This window comes from Stenotrophomonas sp. YJH_SMC_17 (assembly GCF_059371655.1).
The window spans coordinates 75,190-90,294 of sequence record NZ_JCAFUU010000009.1 but is presented as its reverse complement, the minus strand read 5'-3'; the positions used below and the strand labels follow the sequence as shown (position 1 = coordinate 90,294).

Sequence of the window (15,105 nt, the reverse complement as noted above, 5' to 3'; positions counted from 1 at the left end):
TCAGTGGCCGTGCTCGGCTTCGCCCTTGGCCAGCTCGGCCTTGAGCAGGAAGGCGTTGGCACCGACGATGCGCTCGCTGCCGGTCAGTCCACCGAGGATCTCGATGCGGTCGCCGGCACGGCGCCCGGCCAGCACCGGCTGCGCCTTGAAGCCACCTTCGACGGCGACGAACACCGCGCTGCTGCCATCGACGTTCTGCACCGCATCGGCGGGCACGCTGAGCGAACCGTCCTGGTCTTCGGTGACCACCACGGCTGACACCGGCGAACCGGCCGGCGGCAGCGGCGCATCCACCGGCGTGGCGCGGATCACCGCGACGCCGCCCTGCTGCCGCACATCGGCGGCCGAGCCGGTAACGGTGGCGGTGAAACTGCCGCCTGGCACACTTACTTCCAGTTTCATGCCCGGCGTGACCTGCGCGGCCAGCGCAGGCGGTGCGGTGAACACCAGCTCGTTCATCGCCGGATCGGCGACGTCGGCCACGGCGCTGCCGGCGGCGACCACACCGCCTGGCGTGACCTGCACATTGCCAACGATGCCGGCCACCGGGCTGGTGATGCGCACGCGGCCACTGGCATCGGGCGCACCGTTGGCGGCGGCCTGTGCCTGTGCGGCAGCGGCCTGGGCCTGTGCCGCCAGCGAACGTGCGCGCGAGGCTTCCATCTCCTGGCGTGCGACCACGCCCTGGTCGACCAGCGCCTTGTCGCGGCCATAGGCCAGGCGTGCGGCCTCGGCTTCGGCCGATGCCGCCAGCGCATTGGCGCGGAACACCGCGGCCTCACCGCTGAGCACGATGGCCAGCGTCTGGTTCTGCTTCACCGCTGTGCCCGGTGCCACCAGCACGCGTTCGACGCGGCCGGTCACCGTGGAGGCCACCGAGGCACGCGCACCGACCGAGGGCTCGACCCGGCCTGCGAGGCGGGTTGAACCGCCCCCGCCACGACCGACGGCGACCACTTCGATACCGGAGGCCTTGATCTGTTCCGGGGTCAGCTGCACCACGCCTTCATCGGCGTCCGCCGGCGCCTTCGTGGCTTCGGCCTTGGCTTCCTTGCTGTCGGCGGCGTGGCCGTGGCCATCATCGGCGCCGGCCTTGGCCGTGGCGGGGTCCTCATTTGCAGGTGTCTGCGCATTGCCTGCGCAGCCGGCCAGCAGCACGGTCAGCAGCACGCCGCCGATCAGCGGGAAAGTACGGGAGAGAGTCATGGGGCCTCCACAAAGGGTGCGCGCCCTTCCAGGCGGGCAAGATCGATTTCCGCGGCGACGCGCGACAGGCGCGCATCCACGGCGGTGCCGCGGGCGGCGATGAGGGCGCTGCGCGTGCTGCGCAGTTCCAGCTGGGAGATGCGCCCGGCGTCGAAGCCGATGCGTGCAAGGCGGTAGGCCTCTTCGGCGGCGACCACGCTTTCATCGGCGGCGCGGGTACGGCTGCCGGCGGCCTTCAGACCGGCCACGGCGGACAGGCGCTCGGCCTCGCTGTCGCGACGCTGCTGGTCCAGGCGCGCTTCGGCCGCGCGCTGGTCGGCGTTGGCGGCGCGGATGCCGCCACGGTTGCGGTCGAACAGCGGGATGCTGAGGCTGAGCCCGAGGTTGTAGGCACGCTCGCCGCCTTCGCGGAAGCGGGTCTGCGCGGCGGTGACGCTGAGGTCGGGCAGGGCGCGCTTGCGCTCCACGTCGACCCGCTTGCCCGCCGCATCGGCTTCGGCTTCGGCGATGCGCACTGCCAGTGCGGTATCGGTGGCACCGCGCGGCAGCGGTGGCACGCGGTCGAGCAGGCTGTTGTCGATCGACTGCACCGGCGCATCCAGCAGCGCGGTGCCGGCCAGGCGTGCGAGTGCGGCATCGCGGAAGGCCTGTGCCTCATCCAGCGCGGCGCTGGCGTTGGCCACTTCGCTCTGTGCCTGCACCGCGCGCAGCTGCGGTTCGCGGCCCTGCTTGACCATCGCATTGACGGCAGCCGCATCGTCGCGGGTCAGGGTCAGTGCTTCGCCTGCGAGGGCGTAACGACGCAATGCACTTTCCGCCTGTGCGTAGACCGCCGCCAGTTGGCTGGCGACATCACTGCGGCTCTGCGAACCACGCAGGGCAGCGGCTTGTGCCTCGGCCCGGGCGGCACGAACGCGCGCGCCACGCTGGCCCCAGACCTCCAGCGGCTGGGACAGGGTGAGCACGGTATCGGCCTTGTCCATGCCCCGGTAGATGCCGGAGCCCCAGGCGTTTTCGGCCGACCAGGAAAGGGAGGGATTGGGCAGCGCACGGGCCTGGTCGGCGCGCGCATCGGCGGCCTCGGCCAGCGCCGTGCCCACACGGGTGCCGGGCAGCTGGTCCAGGCGTTCAAGCAGGGTGTCGTAGGAGGGGGCGGCTTGCGCCATCACCGATGCCGCCGGGGCCAGGCCCAGCAACACGGCGACGACCAGCCCGGCCGCACGCGGCGACCGAGGTGTCAGGATCGACATAGGGGGATTCCGGTTGTGAGTGAAACGGGAGCCCGCAATCGCGGGACGCGCTCAACTCACGCCCGGGGTGGACGCGTCAATTCATCCTGGGCGACCACATAGGCCGCCGCATCGCCCGCACTCATCCAGCGCGCCGCCAGTGGCGCCCCGAACGCGGCCAGCGTGTGTGCCGGCAGGCTCAGGTTGGAGTGGTGGCAGTGGTTGTGGCCACAGGCACCGACATGCTTGCCGTCGGTATCGCCATCGGCATCCGGTGCGGATTCCACATGCACCGTGCTGGCATGCGGTTCCACCGTGCACGCCAGGGCGTCGGCCACCGGCACGACCACGAATGCCGCCATCAGCAGCATCAGCAGGGTCGAACGGAGGTGGCGGGTGATCCAGCGCATGAAGGGCAGGCTAGCAAGCGGTTTTCGCCGGATACAATATCAATGGCCGCTTCGGGAATACGTCGGAATCTCCCGTTCAGGTGGGCGGCGTGGCGACATTTTTCGGCCCGTGGAGTCGGGCACCGGGCTGCGCGTCTGTAGAGCCGAGCCCATGCCCGGCTGCTCTCGCACGACCAGCCGAGCATGGGCTTGGCTCTACATTAACGGTCACGGCAGCTTCGCGATCACCTTGATCTCGAACTGGAACCCGTACAGCCAGGTCACGCCGATGCCGGTCAGGGTCGGGTGCGGTGCCTCGCCCCAGTACTCGGGCACGATCGCCCAGGCCCTCTCGAAATTCTTCTCTGGATCGACCAGAAACACGGTCACATCGATCACGTCATCGAACGTGCAGCCTGCGGCGGCCAGCACCGCATTGAGATTCTCGAAGGCGCGGCGCACCTGGGTTTCGAAGTCCGGCTCGGGCGAGCCGTCCTCGCGGCTGCCGACCTGGCCGGAAACGAACAGGAAGCCATCGGATCGGATCGCCGGCGAGTAGCGGTTGCGCTCATAGAGGGCCTGGCGCCCGGCGGGGAAAACGACATCACGCTGTGACATGGGGACGATCCTGTGGGAGAGATCACCATCCTCCCCGCCAGCGCTGTCTGGATAAACTGCGATGATCGGCCTAGATTGATTGCAAATCCCAAATAATCACGGCCGCCCATGGACCGTTTCGAGGCGATGCGGGCCTTTGCCCGGGTGGTGGAAACGGGCAGCTTCACCCGCGCTGCGCACACCCTGCAGATCAGCCGCACCAAGGTCACCCAGCTGGTGCAGCAGCTGGAGGTGCACCTGCGGCTGCGCCTGCTCAACCGCACCACCCGGCGGGTCAGCGTCACCGCCGACGGTGCGGCCTATTACCCGCGCATCGCCCGGCTGCTGGCCGAACTGGATGAGGTGGAGGGCGGGCTGGGCGACGCGGCCGTCCAACCGCGCGGGCGCCTGCGCGTGGATGTGCCCGGGCCCTACGCACGGCTGCGGCTGGTACCGGCGCTGCCGGATTTCCAGGCGCGCTACCCGCAGATCCAGCTGGATGTCGGCGTGAGTGATCGCGAGGTCGATGTCATTGCCGACAACGTCGACTGCGTGATCCGTGGCGGCACCCCATCCGACCCGGCGCTGGTGGCGCGGCCGCTGGGGGCGTTGCCAATCGGCTTCCATGCCAGCCCGGCGTACATGCAGCGTTTCGGTGTGCCGACCGACCCGCGCGCGCTGGAGGGGCCGGACCACCACATGGTCGGCTTCCTCAGCCCACGTAGTGGCCGGGCGAGAGTATTCAGCGCGCAGCGCGGCGACGAGCGCGTAGAAGTGCAGGGTCGCTATACGGTTGGCTTCGACGACGGCAACGCCTATCTGGCGGCGGCGCTGGCAGGTCTCGGCGTGGTCGCGCTGCCCAGCTACATGGCCGAATCGCATGTCGCACGTGGCGAACTGCTGCCGGTACTGGAGGACTGGCAGCTGCCGCCGATGCCGATGCATGTGATGTTCCCGCCCAATCGGCACATGAGCCAGCGGCTGCGGGTGTTCATCGATTGGGTGGTGGAAGCGCTGGGTTGATCGCGCGCGCCTGTAGAGCCGAGCCCACGCTCGGCTGCGTCTGGCACCAGCGCCCAAGGCCCGCGCTTCGCGCGTGAGCTGAGCACGGGCTCGGCTCTCCAGTGGGACCTTCCTGCTGCAGACATGCGAAAATCATCGCGGCACGCTACAGGAACCATCGCCACGCATGAGTCGCATCGTCGCACTGGATACCGAAACCACCGGCATCTCCCACCGCCTGGGTCATCGCGTGATCGAGATCGGTGCCGTCGAACTGATCGAAGGCCAGCTCACCGGGCGCCAGTTCCACACCTACCTGCAACCGCAGCGCAGGGTCGATTGGGGCGCGCAGCGCGTGCACGGCATCAGCGATGCAATGCTGGTGGGAAAGCCGCTGTTCTCCAGCAAGGCCGCCGAACTGCTGGACTTCCTGCGCGGCAGCGAGATGGTCGCGCACAACGCCACCTTCGATGTGGGTTTCCTCGACAACGAGCTGCGCCTGGCCGGCATTCCCGCCACGCTGGCCCAGCACTGCCGCATCACCTGCAGCCTGAAGCTGGCGCGCTGGCGCTGGCCCGGGCAGGGAAACAAGCTGGATGATGTGCTGCAGCGCCTGCGCATTCCCGGCAACCGGGGCCTGCACGGCGCGCTGAAGGATGCCCATCTGCTGGCCCAGGTGATCCCGCATCTGCGTTGATGGCCGGGCGGGGTTACGCCGGCTGCAGCCAGCGCTCGATCATCGCCGCGCCCGTGGCCACGCCATCCTCGCTCGCCATTGCTACGCCCAGTGCAACCGCACGCGCACGCGTCGCGCCGTCCTCGGCGAACCTGATGGCCGCCGCCAGGACTCCCGCATCCAACCGCTTGGGTGACAACGGCGCAGTCGCCACCCCCAGCGTCTGCAGGCGCCGCGCCCAGAAGAACTGATCGGCGGCGAACGGCATCACCAGCGAGGGAATGCCGGCGCGGCAGGCCGAATGCGTGGTGCCGCTGCCGCCATGGTGGATGGCCAGCGCGCAGCGTGGCAACAGTGCTTCATGCGGGGTCGGGCCGACCACGAACACGTTCGCTGGCAAAGCACCCGTCGGTAGTCCGGCCCAGCCCGGAAACAGCAGCACGCGGCGTGGTGCCAACGCCTGCAGCAGGGCCGACAGCACGCGCTCGCGGTCGAAGCCGGTCATGCTGCCGAAGCCGAGATAGACCGGCTCGGGCCCGGCATCGAGGAAGGCCTGCAGGTCGGCGGGCGGCGACCAAGATTGTTCCGGCATCCGCCATTGCCCGCACACCACATGATCGGTCGGCCAGTCGGCAGGCGGCGGCAGCAGCTGCGGGGAAATGCCGTACAACATCGGCAGGCCGGTCCACAGCGTGCGGCGCGGCGGTTGCCCCAGTGCGGCGCGCGCGGCGTTGATCGGCCCGCGGAAGGTGCGCCACACCGCCTGGTTGACCAGCCCGTAACTGGCCCGGCGCAGGACGCCCGGCAGCGGCATCGGCGGCAGGAAGGGCGATGCGAAGTCGCGCGTCGGCGTCAGCGGAATCATGCCGGTGCCGATGGCCGGCAGGCCGTGCCGCTCAGCCACGCTGAGGCCGACAAGCGCGGCCAGGCCGCCGGTCAGCACGGCATCGCAGCCGGCGGCGGCCGCATCGGCCTGCGTCATCCAGGCCGGCACGTGGCGACCGGCCATCCGCGCCAGGCCGCGCGACGCGGCGGCCAGGTTGTTGCCGCGTGCCACCAGGGCCACCACGTCGTCGTGGATGTCGCCTTCCAGCGCCGCGTGCGGCACCCCCAGCGCGCGCGCGCTGCCCAACGTTCCCTGTTCGGCCAGCAGCAGCACCTCGTGGCCGGCCTGGCGCAGCCCATGGCACAGCATCACCAGCGGCCGGGTGTCGCCTTCGGTTCCATAAGTCAGGGCCAGCAGTCGCATCGGGGGGCGGCGCCACGGAAGGGCCGTCAGTATGGCCAGCCCTGCCATGAACGAGGCGTGCCACGTTCAGTCGCCTCGCCTGTGGGTAACTTGCGCAAGTGCTTGAACCCGTGCATAATGCGCGGCTCGCTGTGTCCGGTTTTCTGCCGGGCGGCGCCCCCGGGAGCACGTCCCCGGCCGCCCAACGCCAGCGTAACCCTTTGATTCTCTTGACGTGTGGTGGGCAACCATCGAGGCCGCCGTCTCCCGGGCTACGGGCTGACAACTACTACTATCGAGGTGCGCAATGTCCCGCGTATGCCAGGTTTCCGGCAAGCGAGTGCAGACGGGTAACAACGTCTCGCACGCCAACAACAAGACCCGTCGTCGTTTCCTGCCGAATCTGCACGAGCGCCGTTTCTGGGTGGCCAGCGAGAACCGCTGGGTCAAGCTTCGTGTTTCCGCGCATGCACTGCGCACCATCGACAAGAACGGCATCGATTCCGTTCTGGCTGAGCTGCGTGCGCGCGGCGAAAAGGTCTGAGGAGTAAAGCATCATGGCAGGCAAGCGCGATAAGGTCCGTATGATTTCCTCGGCCGGTACCGGCCACTTCTACACGACCGACAAGAACAAGAAGAACACCCCGGGGAAGATGGAATTCCTGAAGTACGATCCGGTCGTGCGCAAGCACGTCCTGTACAAGGAAGGCAAGATCAAGTAATCCGCACGGATTGCTGATCCCCGCGAAGAAACCCGCCCTTGTGGCGGGTTTTTTCATGCCTGGCATCCAGGTGGTGGGTGCCGACCGTTGGTCGGCACGCTGTTCCCATACCCGGCGGCCGCCAACCCTGGCCGGCGCACTGTCCCCGTGCTCGGCAGGTGTCGACCTTGGTCGACACGCGGTCCCACCCCGGTAGATGCCAACCTTGGTTGGCACACTGCTTCAAAGCAGTCGAGCATGGCTCGACTCTGCAAATCCTGCTGGGCAGAATGGCCCATCACCTCCCGACGGGCGACGCGATGCTGTTCGAGTGGTTGCTGGGTTCGTATCTGCTGCTGATCGACTGGCTGATCCGGCTGGTCGCGCTGTGCTGGATTCCCACCCGCACCACGCCGGGTGCGGCGCGCAGCTGGCTGCTGCTGGTCGGCTTCGTGCCGCTGCTGGGCCTGCCGCTGTACCTGCTGTTCGGCCACCCGTGGCTGTCGCGCGAGCGCATCCGCCGCCAGGCCGAGGCCTCGCAGGTCATCCGCGAGGAACAGGCGCTGCAGCATCGCCTGCGCTGGTCTCCGCAGCCGGACACCGCCAGCGCCGAGATCGTGCCGCTGGTGCAGCGCCAGGGCGATTTCATGCCGGTACACGGCAACGCCGTCGATCTGCTGACCGACTACGACGAATCGCTGCACACGCTGATCGCCGATATCGACCAGGCCGAAGACCGCGTGCACCTGCTGTACTACCTGATGTTCGACGACGCGGTGGGCGAGGCCATCGTCGAGGCATTGCAGCGCGCTGCCGCGCGCGGCGTGCAGTGCCGCGTGCTGCTCGATGCGGTGGGCGCCAAGCGCGGGCTTCGCGCCTACCGCAACCGCCTGGAAGCGCGCGACATCGAAGTGCGCGCGATGCTGCCCGGTGGCCTGCGCTGGCGCCGCAGCGGGCGCATGGACCTGCGCAACCACCGCAAGATCGCGGTGATCGACAACGAAGTGGCCTATGTCGGTTCGCAGAACCTGGCCGGCCCGCAGTTCGTACCCGGCCACCCGAACCGCGAGCTGGTAGCGCGCGTGCGCGGCCCGGCAGTGGCGCACCTGGAAGCGGTGTTCGCCAGCGACTGGTACATGGAAACCGGCCAGCGCCTGGACGTGATTGCCGATGTGCCCGAGTGCAGCGACGACATCGCCACCCAGCTGCTGCCCAGCGGCCCGGCCTATCCGTACAGCAACGCGCGCGATGCGGTGGCGGCGCTGATCCACCTGGCACGGCGGCGGCTGGTGATGGTCACCCCGTACTTCGTGCCGGACGAAGCCACGCTGAGCGCGCTGCGCATTGCGGCGTTGTCCGGCGTCGAAGTGCAGCTGATTCTGTCGGCCAGCAACAACCAGCGGCTGACCTCGTGGGCACAGGAGGCCTACTACGACGAGCTGCTGCGCTGTGGCGTGCGCATCGCGCTGTATGAACCGCAGTTCCTGCATGCCAAGCACATGAGCGTGGACGAGGACATCGCCGTGCTCGGCTCGATCAACATGGATATCCGCTCGTTTGCGCTGAATGCCGAAATCGGCCTGATCTGCTACGACCGTGCGCTGGTGCAGCAGCTGTGCGCGATCGAGGACGGCTACCTGCGCGAGTCGCGGCAGCTGGATCTGCAGCAGTGGCGCAGCCGCCCCACGTGGCGGCGCAGCCGCGAAGGCATCGCACGGCTGGCTGATGCGTTGATGTGAGCGGCGCGTGCAACCGACGGGGTGGATGCCGCCGGCGGGGTGGATGCAACCGACGGGGTAGAGTCGATTGTTGGTCGACTGCTCTTGCGAAAAAACCCCGCGCTGCGCGCGATAGTCGACCAACAGTCGACTCTACCCCCTGTCATTCCCGTCATCGTCAATGGCCTACAATCGGCGCATGACTGATTCACCGCGTAATGGCGAACTGGACCTGGCAATCATCGGCGGTGGTGCCGCCGGCGTGCTGGTGGCGATCCATGTATTGCGCCAGGCGAAGGCGCCGCTGGCGCTGGCCATTTTCGAACCGGCCTCGCAGCTGGCCCAGGGCATCGCCTATGCCACGCCGTGGCCGGAGCACCTGCTGAACGTGCCGGCAGCGAAGATGAGTGCGTTTGCCGACCAGCCCGGCGATTTCCTCGATTACCTGATGGCCGCCAACGCCTACCCGGGGGAGGCGCGCGAGGTGCTGGGCGAGCGCTATGTGTGCCGCCACTTCTTTGCCGCCTACCTGCAGCAGCGCCTGCAGGACGCCGTGGCCGCCAGCCCGGCGCAGCTGCAGGTGATCGCGCAGCCGGTGCTGGGCCTGCAGACGGATGACCACGGCTACCCGCTGGCACTGGGCGATGGCAGCACGCTGCACGCCGCGCAGGCGGTGCTGGCCACCGGCAACAGCATGCGGCCGCTGCCGGTGCCCGGCGCCGACGTGCTGCCCGCCGATGACGTGGTCGAGGCCTGGGACTACGACGGCGTGCGTACCCTGGCCGGGGAACAGGCCGTGGCCATTGTCGGCTCCGGCCTGAGCATGGCCGACACCGTGCTGGCATTGGTCGCTGCCGGTCACACCGGCCCGCTGCATGTGATCTCGCGTCACGGCCTGCTGCCGCTGCCGCACGCACACGGCGGCCTGCCCACGTTCGATCCGGCCACGCTGCTGCCGATGAACCTGCGCCAGCGCCTGCGTGCGTTGCGCGGGTTTGCGCGCCAGGCGCAGGCCGATGGCCTGCCGTGGCAGGGCGTAATGGACCGCATCCGTCCGCATGGCCAGGCGCTCTGGTGCAGCCTCGATGAGGCCGACCAGCGTCGCTTCCTGCGCCATGTGGTGCGCTACTGGGATGTGCATCGCCACCGCATCGCCGAAGAGGTGGACGCGCAGCTGCAGGCCCTGCAGGACAGCGGTCAACTGCGTATCCACCGGTCCCGCCTGCAGCGCGTCTGGCGCGAAGGCGAGGCCCTGCAGTTGTCTGGCCGCGACACCTCCGGCAATGAACAGCAGTGGACGATCGGCGGCGTGATCAACGCCACCGGCGTGGAGACCCGCGCCAGCGCGTTGCGCAATCCCTTGCTGCAGCAGCTGCAGGCCGATGGACTGGCCCGTCCCGGTCCGCATGGGCTGGGTCTGGACAGCACGGTGCCGGGCGACCGCCTGCGCGCCGCCGGTGGCCAGCCGCAGGCGCGGCTGGGCGTGCTCGGCAGCCTGCGCATCGGCAGCCTGTGGGAAAGCCTGGCGGTGCCTGAACTGCGTCAGCAGGCGCAGGCGCTCGCCACCGAAGTGGTCGCAGGAGCCGCGACGGCGATGCCGTAAAATGGGGGCATGGATGTCTCCCACCTGCTTGATGGCCTGAACCCGGCCCAGCGCGAAGCCGTCTCCGCTCCCCCCGGCCACCACCTGGTGCTGGCCGGTGCCGGTTCCGGCAAGACCCGCGTACTCACCCACCGCATCGCCTGGCTGCATGAAGTCGATGGCGTGCCGACCCACGGCATTTTCGCGGTGACCTTCACCAACAAGGCGGCCGGCGAGATGCGCCACCGCATCGATGCCCAGCTGCCCAATGGCAGCCGCGGCATGTGGATCGGTACCTTCCACGGCCTGGCCAACCGCCTGCTGCGCCTGCACTGGCAGGACGCCAAGCTGCCCGAAGGTTTCCAGGTGATGGATTCGGATGACCAGCTGCGGTTGGTCAAGCGCGTGGTGCAGGCGCTGGAACTGGACGACGGCAAGTACCCGGCCAAGCAGATTGCGTGGTGGATCAACGCACAGAAGGACGAGGGCCGTCGCCCGCAGCACATCCAGCCCGAGCCGCACGATGCATGGCTGGAAACCATGCGCCAGGCCTACATCGAGTACCAGTCGCGCTGCGATCGCGCCGGCCTGGTCGACTTCGCCGAGCTGCTGCTGCGCGCGCATGAACTGCTGCGCGACAACCCGGCGCTGCTGTCGCATTACCGCGCCCGTTTCCGCGAGATCCTGGTGGACGAGTTCCAGGACACCAACGCCATCCAGTACGCCTTCGTGCGGGTGCTGGCCGGCGATTCCGGCCATGTGTTCGTGGTTGGCGACGATGACCAGGCCATCTACGGCTGGCGCGGTGCCAAGGTCGAGAACGTGCAGGGCTTCCTGCGCGACTTCCCGGGTGCGCAGACCATCCGCCTGGAGCAGAACTACCGCTCCACCGCCAACATCCTCGGTGCCGCCAACGCGGTGATCGCGCACAACCCGGATCGCATCGGCAAGCAGCTGTGGACCGACAGCGGTGACGGCGAGCCGATCGATCTGTACGCCGCGTACAACGAGATGGACGAGGCGCGCTACATCGTTGAGCGTGCCCGCCAATGGGTGCGCGACGGTGGCAGTTACACCGAAGTGGCCGTGCTCTATCGCAGCAACGCGCAGTCGCGCGCGCTGGAAGAAGCGCTGCTGAGCGAACAGGTGCCATACCGCGTGTACGGCGGCATGCGCTTCTTCGAGCGTGCCGAAATCAAAGACGCGCTGGCCTACCTGCGCCTGCTGTCCAACCGCAACGATGACGCGGCGTTCGAGCGCGCGGTCAACACGCCCACCCGGGGCATCGGCGACCGCACGCTCGACGAAGTGCGCCGCGAGGCGCGCGCACAGGGCATCTCGTTGTGGGAAGCGACCATGCTGGTCACCCAGGGCAACGCGCTGGCCGCACGCGCGCGCAATGCGCTGGCCGGCTTCCTGGGGCTGGTCAACGAGCTGCAGGCCCAGACCGTGCACATGACCCTGGCCGAGCGCGTCGACCACGTGCTGGCCCGCTCGCAGCTGCGCGAGCACTGGAGCAAGGAAAGCCGCAACGCGCTGGACTCGGAATCGCGCACCGACAACCTCGACGAACTGGTCTCGGTGGCCTCGCGCTTCGTGCGCCGCGCCGACGACATCGAGGAAGTGGGCGAGGACATGGACGAGCTGGTCGCGTTCCTGGCCTACGCCGCGCTGGAGGCCGGTGAAGGCCAGGCGCAGGCCGGCGAGGACGGTGTGCAGTTGATGACCCTGCATTCGGCCAAGGGCCTGGAATTCCCGCTGGTGTTCCTGGCGGGCATGGAAGACGGCCTGTTCCCCAGCGCACGTTCGCTGGAAGAAAGCGGGCGGCTGGAGGAAGAGCGCCGCCTGGCCTACGTCGGCATCACCCGCGCACGCCAGAAGCTGGTGCTGAGCTATGCCGAATCGCGCCGCATCCACGGCCAGGACAACTACAGCCTGCCCTCGCGCTTCCTGCGGGAGATTCCGCGCGAGCTGCTGCACGAAGTGCGCCCGAAGGTGCAGGTCTCGCGGCCGGCCTCGATGGGCGCCAGCCGGGTGATGGGCCATGCCTCGATCGAGGCGCCGCCAGTCAAGCTCGGCGCGCTGGTCACCCATCCCAAGTTCGGCGAAGGCATGGTGACCGACTACGAAGGCAGCGGCGCGCACGCCCGCGTGCAGGTCGAATTCGCCGACGCCGGCAGCAAGTGGCTGGTGATGGCGTACGCCAACCTGACGGTGATCTGATCACCGTCGGGGGGCGGGAACTCCTGTAGAGCCGAGCCATGCTCGGCTGCTTTTTGGCGGAGAAAACCAGCCGAGCATGGCTCGGCTCTACAAAGGTGCGTACGCATGACCCGCAACGTGCTCTTCCTCTGCAGCCAGAACCGCCTGCGCAGCCCCACAGCTGAGCACGTGTTCGCCGATTGGCCGGGCATCGAGACCGCCTCGGCCGGGCTGCTGGCCGACGCCGAGGAAGTGCTCAGCCCCGAGCTGCTGCAGTGGGCCGATATCGTGTTCGTGATGGAGCGCGCCCACCGCAACCGGCTGTCCAGCCGCTACAAGGCCTGGTTGAACGGCAAGCGGGTGATCTGCCTGGATATTCCGGATGACTACGAGTACATGGACCCGGTGCTGGTGGAGCTGCTGAAGCGCAAGGTCACGCCCTTCCTGCGCTGACGCGCTGTTGTAGAGCCGAGCCCATGCTCGGCTGCTTCTGGCGGGAAGAACAGCCGAGCATGGCGATGCCGGTTGTCCTGACCGGCACCCTTCGGGCCGTCGCAAGCGACGTTGGCAGCGGCTCGTGCCGCTACCTTCGGCTCTACAATAGGCGGCGACATCTTCCAGGAACGCCCCATGACCGAATCCGCGCTGCACGTCACCGTGAAGTTGAATGCCCGGCTGCAGCCCGAGCATCGCCACGAGCTGTTCGAAGATCCGCTCGACGCGCTGCTGCAGGCGGCCCAGGTGGGCGAGCTCACCGGCGGCGGCACCGCGATGTCGGATCTGGGTGAGGTCGAATACGGCGATATCGAAGTGGCACTGGTCGATGCGGATGGCGTGCCGAAGCTGATCGACCTGCTGGAGCAACTGGGTGCGCCGAAGGGGTCGCAGCTGCAGGGTGCGGGCGGGGCCGATCGCAGCTTCGGCGTGACCGAGGGGCTGGGCATCTATCTGGACGGTCTGAACCTGCCGGACGACGTCTACGAACAGTGCGATTCCAACCACGTGTTCGAACAGCTGTCGGAGAGCATCGACGGCCTTGGCGAGATCTGCAGCTGGTGGCAGGGCCCGACCGAGACCGCGCTGTACATGTACGGCGAATCGTTCGAGGCGATGCGCGATGCGATCGCCGAATTCGTGGCCAGCTATCCGCTGTGCCAGAACGCGCGCGTGGTGCAGATCGCCTGAGGGCGGGCCTGATGTAGAGCCGAGCCCATGCTCGGCTACGGATGAAGCAGCCGAGCATGGGCTCGGCTCTACACAGAAGCAGGTTACTTGCCCGCTGCCTGAAGGGCGTTGTCGCGCAGCGCCATGTCCGTGCCGATCTGGTAACCGCCGAACAGCACCGGAAAGGCGATGATCGCGGCGACCATGATGGATTTCTGGGAACTCCAGACGGGCGGCTTGTTGTCCTGCATGTCGGTCGTCCTTGAGCGCGGCAGCGCGCCGCCCGCCGAGCATGCGCCGCCCGACCGGTGCGTGCAAGCCGGCGGTGCGCACACGCCGCTGCGCGGCGCCGGATTGATCCTGCTCAAGGCGCAGCCTGCACATCCGGTGTGTAATGGTGTCGTTCCCATCTGGCAGATCGCCACGGAGCCCCACCATGTACAAGCGCATCCTGATTGCCACCGACGGGTCCGAGCTGGCCGACAAAGGCCTGGCCAAGGGCCTGGAGCTGGCCAAGGACCTCAATGCCGAGGTCGATATCGTGACTGTCTCCGAGCCGTGGGCCGTCGGCATGTACGACGCCATGGGCTGGAGCGTGGGCTACATGAACAGCCCCGAGTACAAGGCTGACCGCGAGGAAGGCGCGCAGAAGGTGCTGCAGCCGGCGCTGGCCAAGGCGGCCGAGCAGGGCATTACCGCCAATCCGGTGCATGTGCTGGACCGCTATGCGGCCGACGGCATCATCGAGACGGCGGGCGAGCGCAACAGCGACCTGATCGTGATGACCTCGCACGGCCGCCGCGGCGTGACCCGCGTGCTGCTGGGCAGCCAGACCGCCGAAGTGCTGGCACGCAGCACTCTGCCGGTGCTGGTCATCCGCTGATCCACACCCACTGATTCAAGCGTTCCCGGGGAGGGGACCCGACGCCGGCCGCAGGATGCGCGCCGGCGTTGTTCTTTGTGGGGGCCGTGCCGGTTGCCATGATGGGGGTCAGAGCCCTTTCCTTTGGAAAGGGGTCCGACCCCGGTCACCTCACCAGCTGTACAGCTTCCAGTACACCGGCGACACGCCGTCCTTGTCGTTGTCGAAACGACCATCGCCGTTCTTGTCGTACATGTAGTACGGCGCGCCGCGCGACGGGGTCACCTTGACCATGCGCAGCTGCCCGGACACGCGGTACTCCTCGATGGTGTCACCGTTGTCCATGGTCCGCTTGGAGACATCGGCGCCCTTGACGTCGACCGGGGGAGCCCCGGCACCACCCATGCTGGCGCAGCCGGCCAGCAGGAGCAGGGAGGCCAGCATCAGAGTCTTCATGGGTGGGGTTCCTTTGCCTGGAATGGGCTTCGATTATGCCCCATCGCGGCGTGGGGACCGTGTCGCCGCGGTGCAGGCACGGGCGCGTAGAAT

The 15,105-nt window shown here is 68.2% G+C and carries 17 protein-coding genes; 10 read left to right on the top strand and 7 right to left on the bottom strand.

The window, feature by feature from the left end:
- The 4 genes from AC5P8Z_RS18305 to AC5P8Z_RS18290 all read right to left on the bottom strand — a co-directional run bounded on the left by AC5P8Z_RS18305 (position 1) and on the right by AC5P8Z_RS18290 (position 3,442).
- A complete protein-coding gene (locus AC5P8Z_RS18305; RefSeq protein WP_495229693.1) occupies positions 1-1,206 on the bottom strand; it encodes an efflux RND transporter periplasmic adaptor subunit in 1,206 nt (401 codons plus the stop codon).
- Entirely contained in the window at positions 1,203-2,456 is a 1,254-nt protein-coding gene (locus AC5P8Z_RS18300; RefSeq protein ID WP_495229692.1) for a TolC family protein, read from the bottom strand. Before AC5P8Z_RS18300 ends, AC5P8Z_RS18305 begins: the two co-directional genes overlap by 4 nt.
- A 56-nt stretch (positions 2,457-2,512) precedes the next feature.
- Positions 2,513-2,845: a hypothetical protein gene (locus tag AC5P8Z_RS18295; RefSeq protein ID WP_286070377.1), complete on the bottom strand. Its 333-nt coding sequence runs from the start codon at positions 2,843-2,845 to the stop codon at positions 2,513-2,515.
- Positions 2,846-3,052: 207 nt separating this feature from the next.
- On the bottom strand, positions 3,053-3,442 hold the full coding sequence (locus AC5P8Z_RS18290) for a RidA family protein (RefSeq protein WP_495229691.1): 390 nt from the start codon (positions 3,440-3,442) through the stop codon (positions 3,053-3,055).
- Between the two features lie 108 nt (positions 3,443-3,550).
- On the opposite strand from AC5P8Z_RS18290, the gene AC5P8Z_RS18285 reads away from it, so the two are divergent.
- A complete protein-coding gene (locus AC5P8Z_RS18285; RefSeq protein ID WP_495229690.1) occupies positions 3,551-4,444 on the top strand; it encodes a LysR family transcriptional regulator in 894 nt (297 codons plus the stop codon).
- A gap of 166 nt (positions 4,445-4,610) precedes the next feature.
- Positions 4,611-5,120: a DNA polymerase III subunit epsilon gene (dnaQ, locus tag AC5P8Z_RS18280; RefSeq protein ID WP_495229689.1), complete on the top strand. Its 510-nt coding sequence runs from the start codon at positions 4,611-4,613 to the stop codon at positions 5,118-5,120.
- 13 nt (positions 5,121-5,133) lie between these two features.
- On the opposite strand, the gene AC5P8Z_RS18275 is transcribed toward dnaQ, so the two are convergent.
- The gene (locus AC5P8Z_RS18275; RefSeq protein ID WP_495229688.1) at positions 5,134-6,348 is read right to left on the bottom strand and encodes a glycosyltransferase; all 1,215 of its coding nucleotides are present in this window, start codon (positions 6,346-6,348) and stop codon (positions 5,134-5,136) included.
- Between the two features lie 286 nt (positions 6,349-6,634).
- On the opposite strand from AC5P8Z_RS18275, the gene rpmB reads away from it, so the two are divergent.
- From rpmB to AC5P8Z_RS18240, 7 genes are all read left to right on the top strand, one after another.
- Positions 6,635-6,871, top strand: a complete 237-nt coding sequence (gene rpmB / locus AC5P8Z_RS18270; RefSeq protein ID WP_005411638.1) for a 50S ribosomal protein L28 — start codon at positions 6,635-6,637, stop codon at positions 6,869-6,871.
- Positions 6,872-6,881: 10 nt separating this feature from the next.
- Entirely contained in the window at positions 6,882-7,049 is a 168-nt protein-coding gene (gene rpmG, locus AC5P8Z_RS18265) for a 50S ribosomal protein L33 (protein WP_169411268.1), read from the top strand.
- Positions 7,050-7,348: 299 nt separating this feature from the next.
- Positions 7,349-8,767: a cardiolipin synthase gene (cls, locus tag AC5P8Z_RS18260; RefSeq protein WP_197595482.1), complete on the top strand. Its 1,419-nt coding sequence runs from the start codon at positions 7,349-7,351 to the stop codon at positions 8,765-8,767.
- Between the two features lie 160 nt (positions 8,768-8,927).
- Positions 8,928-10,349, top strand: a complete 1,422-nt coding sequence (locus tag AC5P8Z_RS18255; RefSeq protein WP_286070374.1) for an FAD/NAD(P)-binding protein — start codon at positions 8,928-8,930, stop codon at positions 10,347-10,349.
- Positions 10,350-10,358: 9 nt separating this feature from the next.
- A complete protein-coding gene (uvrD, locus tag AC5P8Z_RS18250; RefSeq protein WP_286070373.1) occupies positions 10,359-12,551 on the top strand; it encodes a DNA helicase II in 2,193 nt (730 codons plus the stop codon).
- A gap of 105 nt (positions 12,552-12,656) precedes the next feature.
- Complete coding sequence (locus AC5P8Z_RS18245; protein WP_295567596.1) at positions 12,657-12,983, top strand: low molecular weight protein tyrosine phosphatase family protein; 327 nt, start codon at positions 12,657-12,659, stop codon at positions 12,981-12,983.
- A gap of 177 nt (positions 12,984-13,160) precedes the next feature.
- Positions 13,161-13,715 carry a hypothetical protein gene (locus AC5P8Z_RS18240; RefSeq protein ID WP_286070371.1) on the top strand — a complete coding sequence of 185 codons (555 nt, stop codon included), beginning with the start codon at positions 13,161-13,163 and terminating at the stop codon, positions 13,713-13,715.
- Between the two features lie 83 nt (positions 13,716-13,798).
- Here AC5P8Z_RS18240 and AC5P8Z_RS18235 read toward each other — a convergent pair whose 3' ends face one another.
- Positions 13,799-13,945 carry a hypothetical protein gene (locus tag AC5P8Z_RS18235; RefSeq protein WP_495229687.1) on the bottom strand — a complete coding sequence of 49 codons (147 nt, stop codon included), beginning with the start codon at positions 13,943-13,945 and terminating at the stop codon, positions 13,799-13,801.
- 185 nt (positions 13,946-14,130) lie between these two features.
- On the opposite strand from AC5P8Z_RS18235, the gene AC5P8Z_RS18230 reads away from it, so the two are divergent.
- Positions 14,131-14,577 (top strand): universal stress protein, encoded by a 447-nt coding sequence (locus tag AC5P8Z_RS18230; RefSeq protein WP_005411629.1) that lies wholly within the window; start codon positions 14,131-14,133, stop codon positions 14,575-14,577.
- Positions 14,578-14,727: 150 nt separating this feature from the next.
- Here AC5P8Z_RS18230 and AC5P8Z_RS18225 read toward each other — a convergent pair whose 3' ends face one another.
- A complete protein-coding gene (locus AC5P8Z_RS18225; protein ID WP_057500897.1) occupies positions 14,728-15,012 on the bottom strand; it encodes a DUF2782 domain-containing protein in 285 nt (94 codons plus the stop codon).
- Positions 15,013-15,105 lie beyond the last annotated feature (93 nt).

Coding starts and splice junctions, on each gene's coding strand:
- AC5P8Z_RS18305 (WP_495229693.1), bottom strand. CDS start 1,206: ATGACTCTCTCCCGTACTTTCCCGCTGATCGGCGGCGTGCTGCTGACC.
- AC5P8Z_RS18300 (WP_495229692.1), bottom strand. CDS start 2,456: ATGTCGATCCTGACACCTCGGTCGCCGCGTGCGGCCGGGCTGGTCGTC.
- AC5P8Z_RS18295 (WP_286070377.1), bottom strand. CDS start 2,845: ATGCGCTGGATCACCCGCCACCTCCGTTCGACCCTGCTGATGCTGCTG.
- AC5P8Z_RS18290 (WP_495229691.1), bottom strand. CDS start 3,442: ATGTCACAGCGTGATGTCGTTTTCCCCGCCGGGCGCCAGGCCCTCTAT.
- AC5P8Z_RS18285 (WP_495229690.1), top strand. CDS start 3,551: ATGGACCGTTTCGAGGCGATGCGGGCCTTTGCCCGGGTGGTGGAAACG.
- dnaQ (WP_495229689.1), top strand. CDS start 4,611: ATGAGTCGCATCGTCGCACTGGATACCGAAACCACCGGCATCTCCCAC.
- AC5P8Z_RS18275 (WP_495229688.1), bottom strand. CDS start 6,348: ATGCGACTGCTGGCCCTGACTTATGGAACCGAAGGCGACACCCGGCCG.
- rpmB (WP_005411638.1), top strand. CDS start 6,635: ATGTCCCGCGTATGCCAGGTTTCCGGCAAGCGAGTGCAGACGGGTAAC.
- cls (WP_197595482.1), top strand. CDS start 7,349: ATGCTGTTCGAGTGGTTGCTGGGTTCGTATCTGCTGCTGATCGACTGG.
- AC5P8Z_RS18255 (WP_286070374.1), top strand. CDS start 8,928: ATGGCCTACAATCGGCGCATGACTGATTCACCGCGTAATGGCGAACTG.
- uvrD (WP_286070373.1), top strand. CDS start 10,359: ATGGATGTCTCCCACCTGCTTGATGGCCTGAACCCGGCCCAGCGCGAA.
- AC5P8Z_RS18245 (WP_295567596.1), top strand. CDS start 12,657: ATGACCCGCAACGTGCTCTTCCTCTGCAGCCAGAACCGCCTGCGCAGC.
- AC5P8Z_RS18240 (WP_286070371.1), top strand. CDS start 13,161: ATGACCGAATCCGCGCTGCACGTCACCGTGAAGTTGAATGCCCGGCTG.
- AC5P8Z_RS18235 (WP_495229687.1), bottom strand. CDS start 13,945: ATGCAGGACAACAAGCCGCCCGTCTGGAGTTCCCAGAAATCCATCATG.
- AC5P8Z_RS18230 (WP_005411629.1), top strand. CDS start 14,131: ATGTACAAGCGCATCCTGATTGCCACCGACGGGTCCGAGCTGGCCGAC.
- AC5P8Z_RS18225 (WP_057500897.1), bottom strand. CDS start 15,012: ATGAAGACTCTGATGCTGGCCTCCCTGCTCCTGCTGGCCGGCTGCGCC.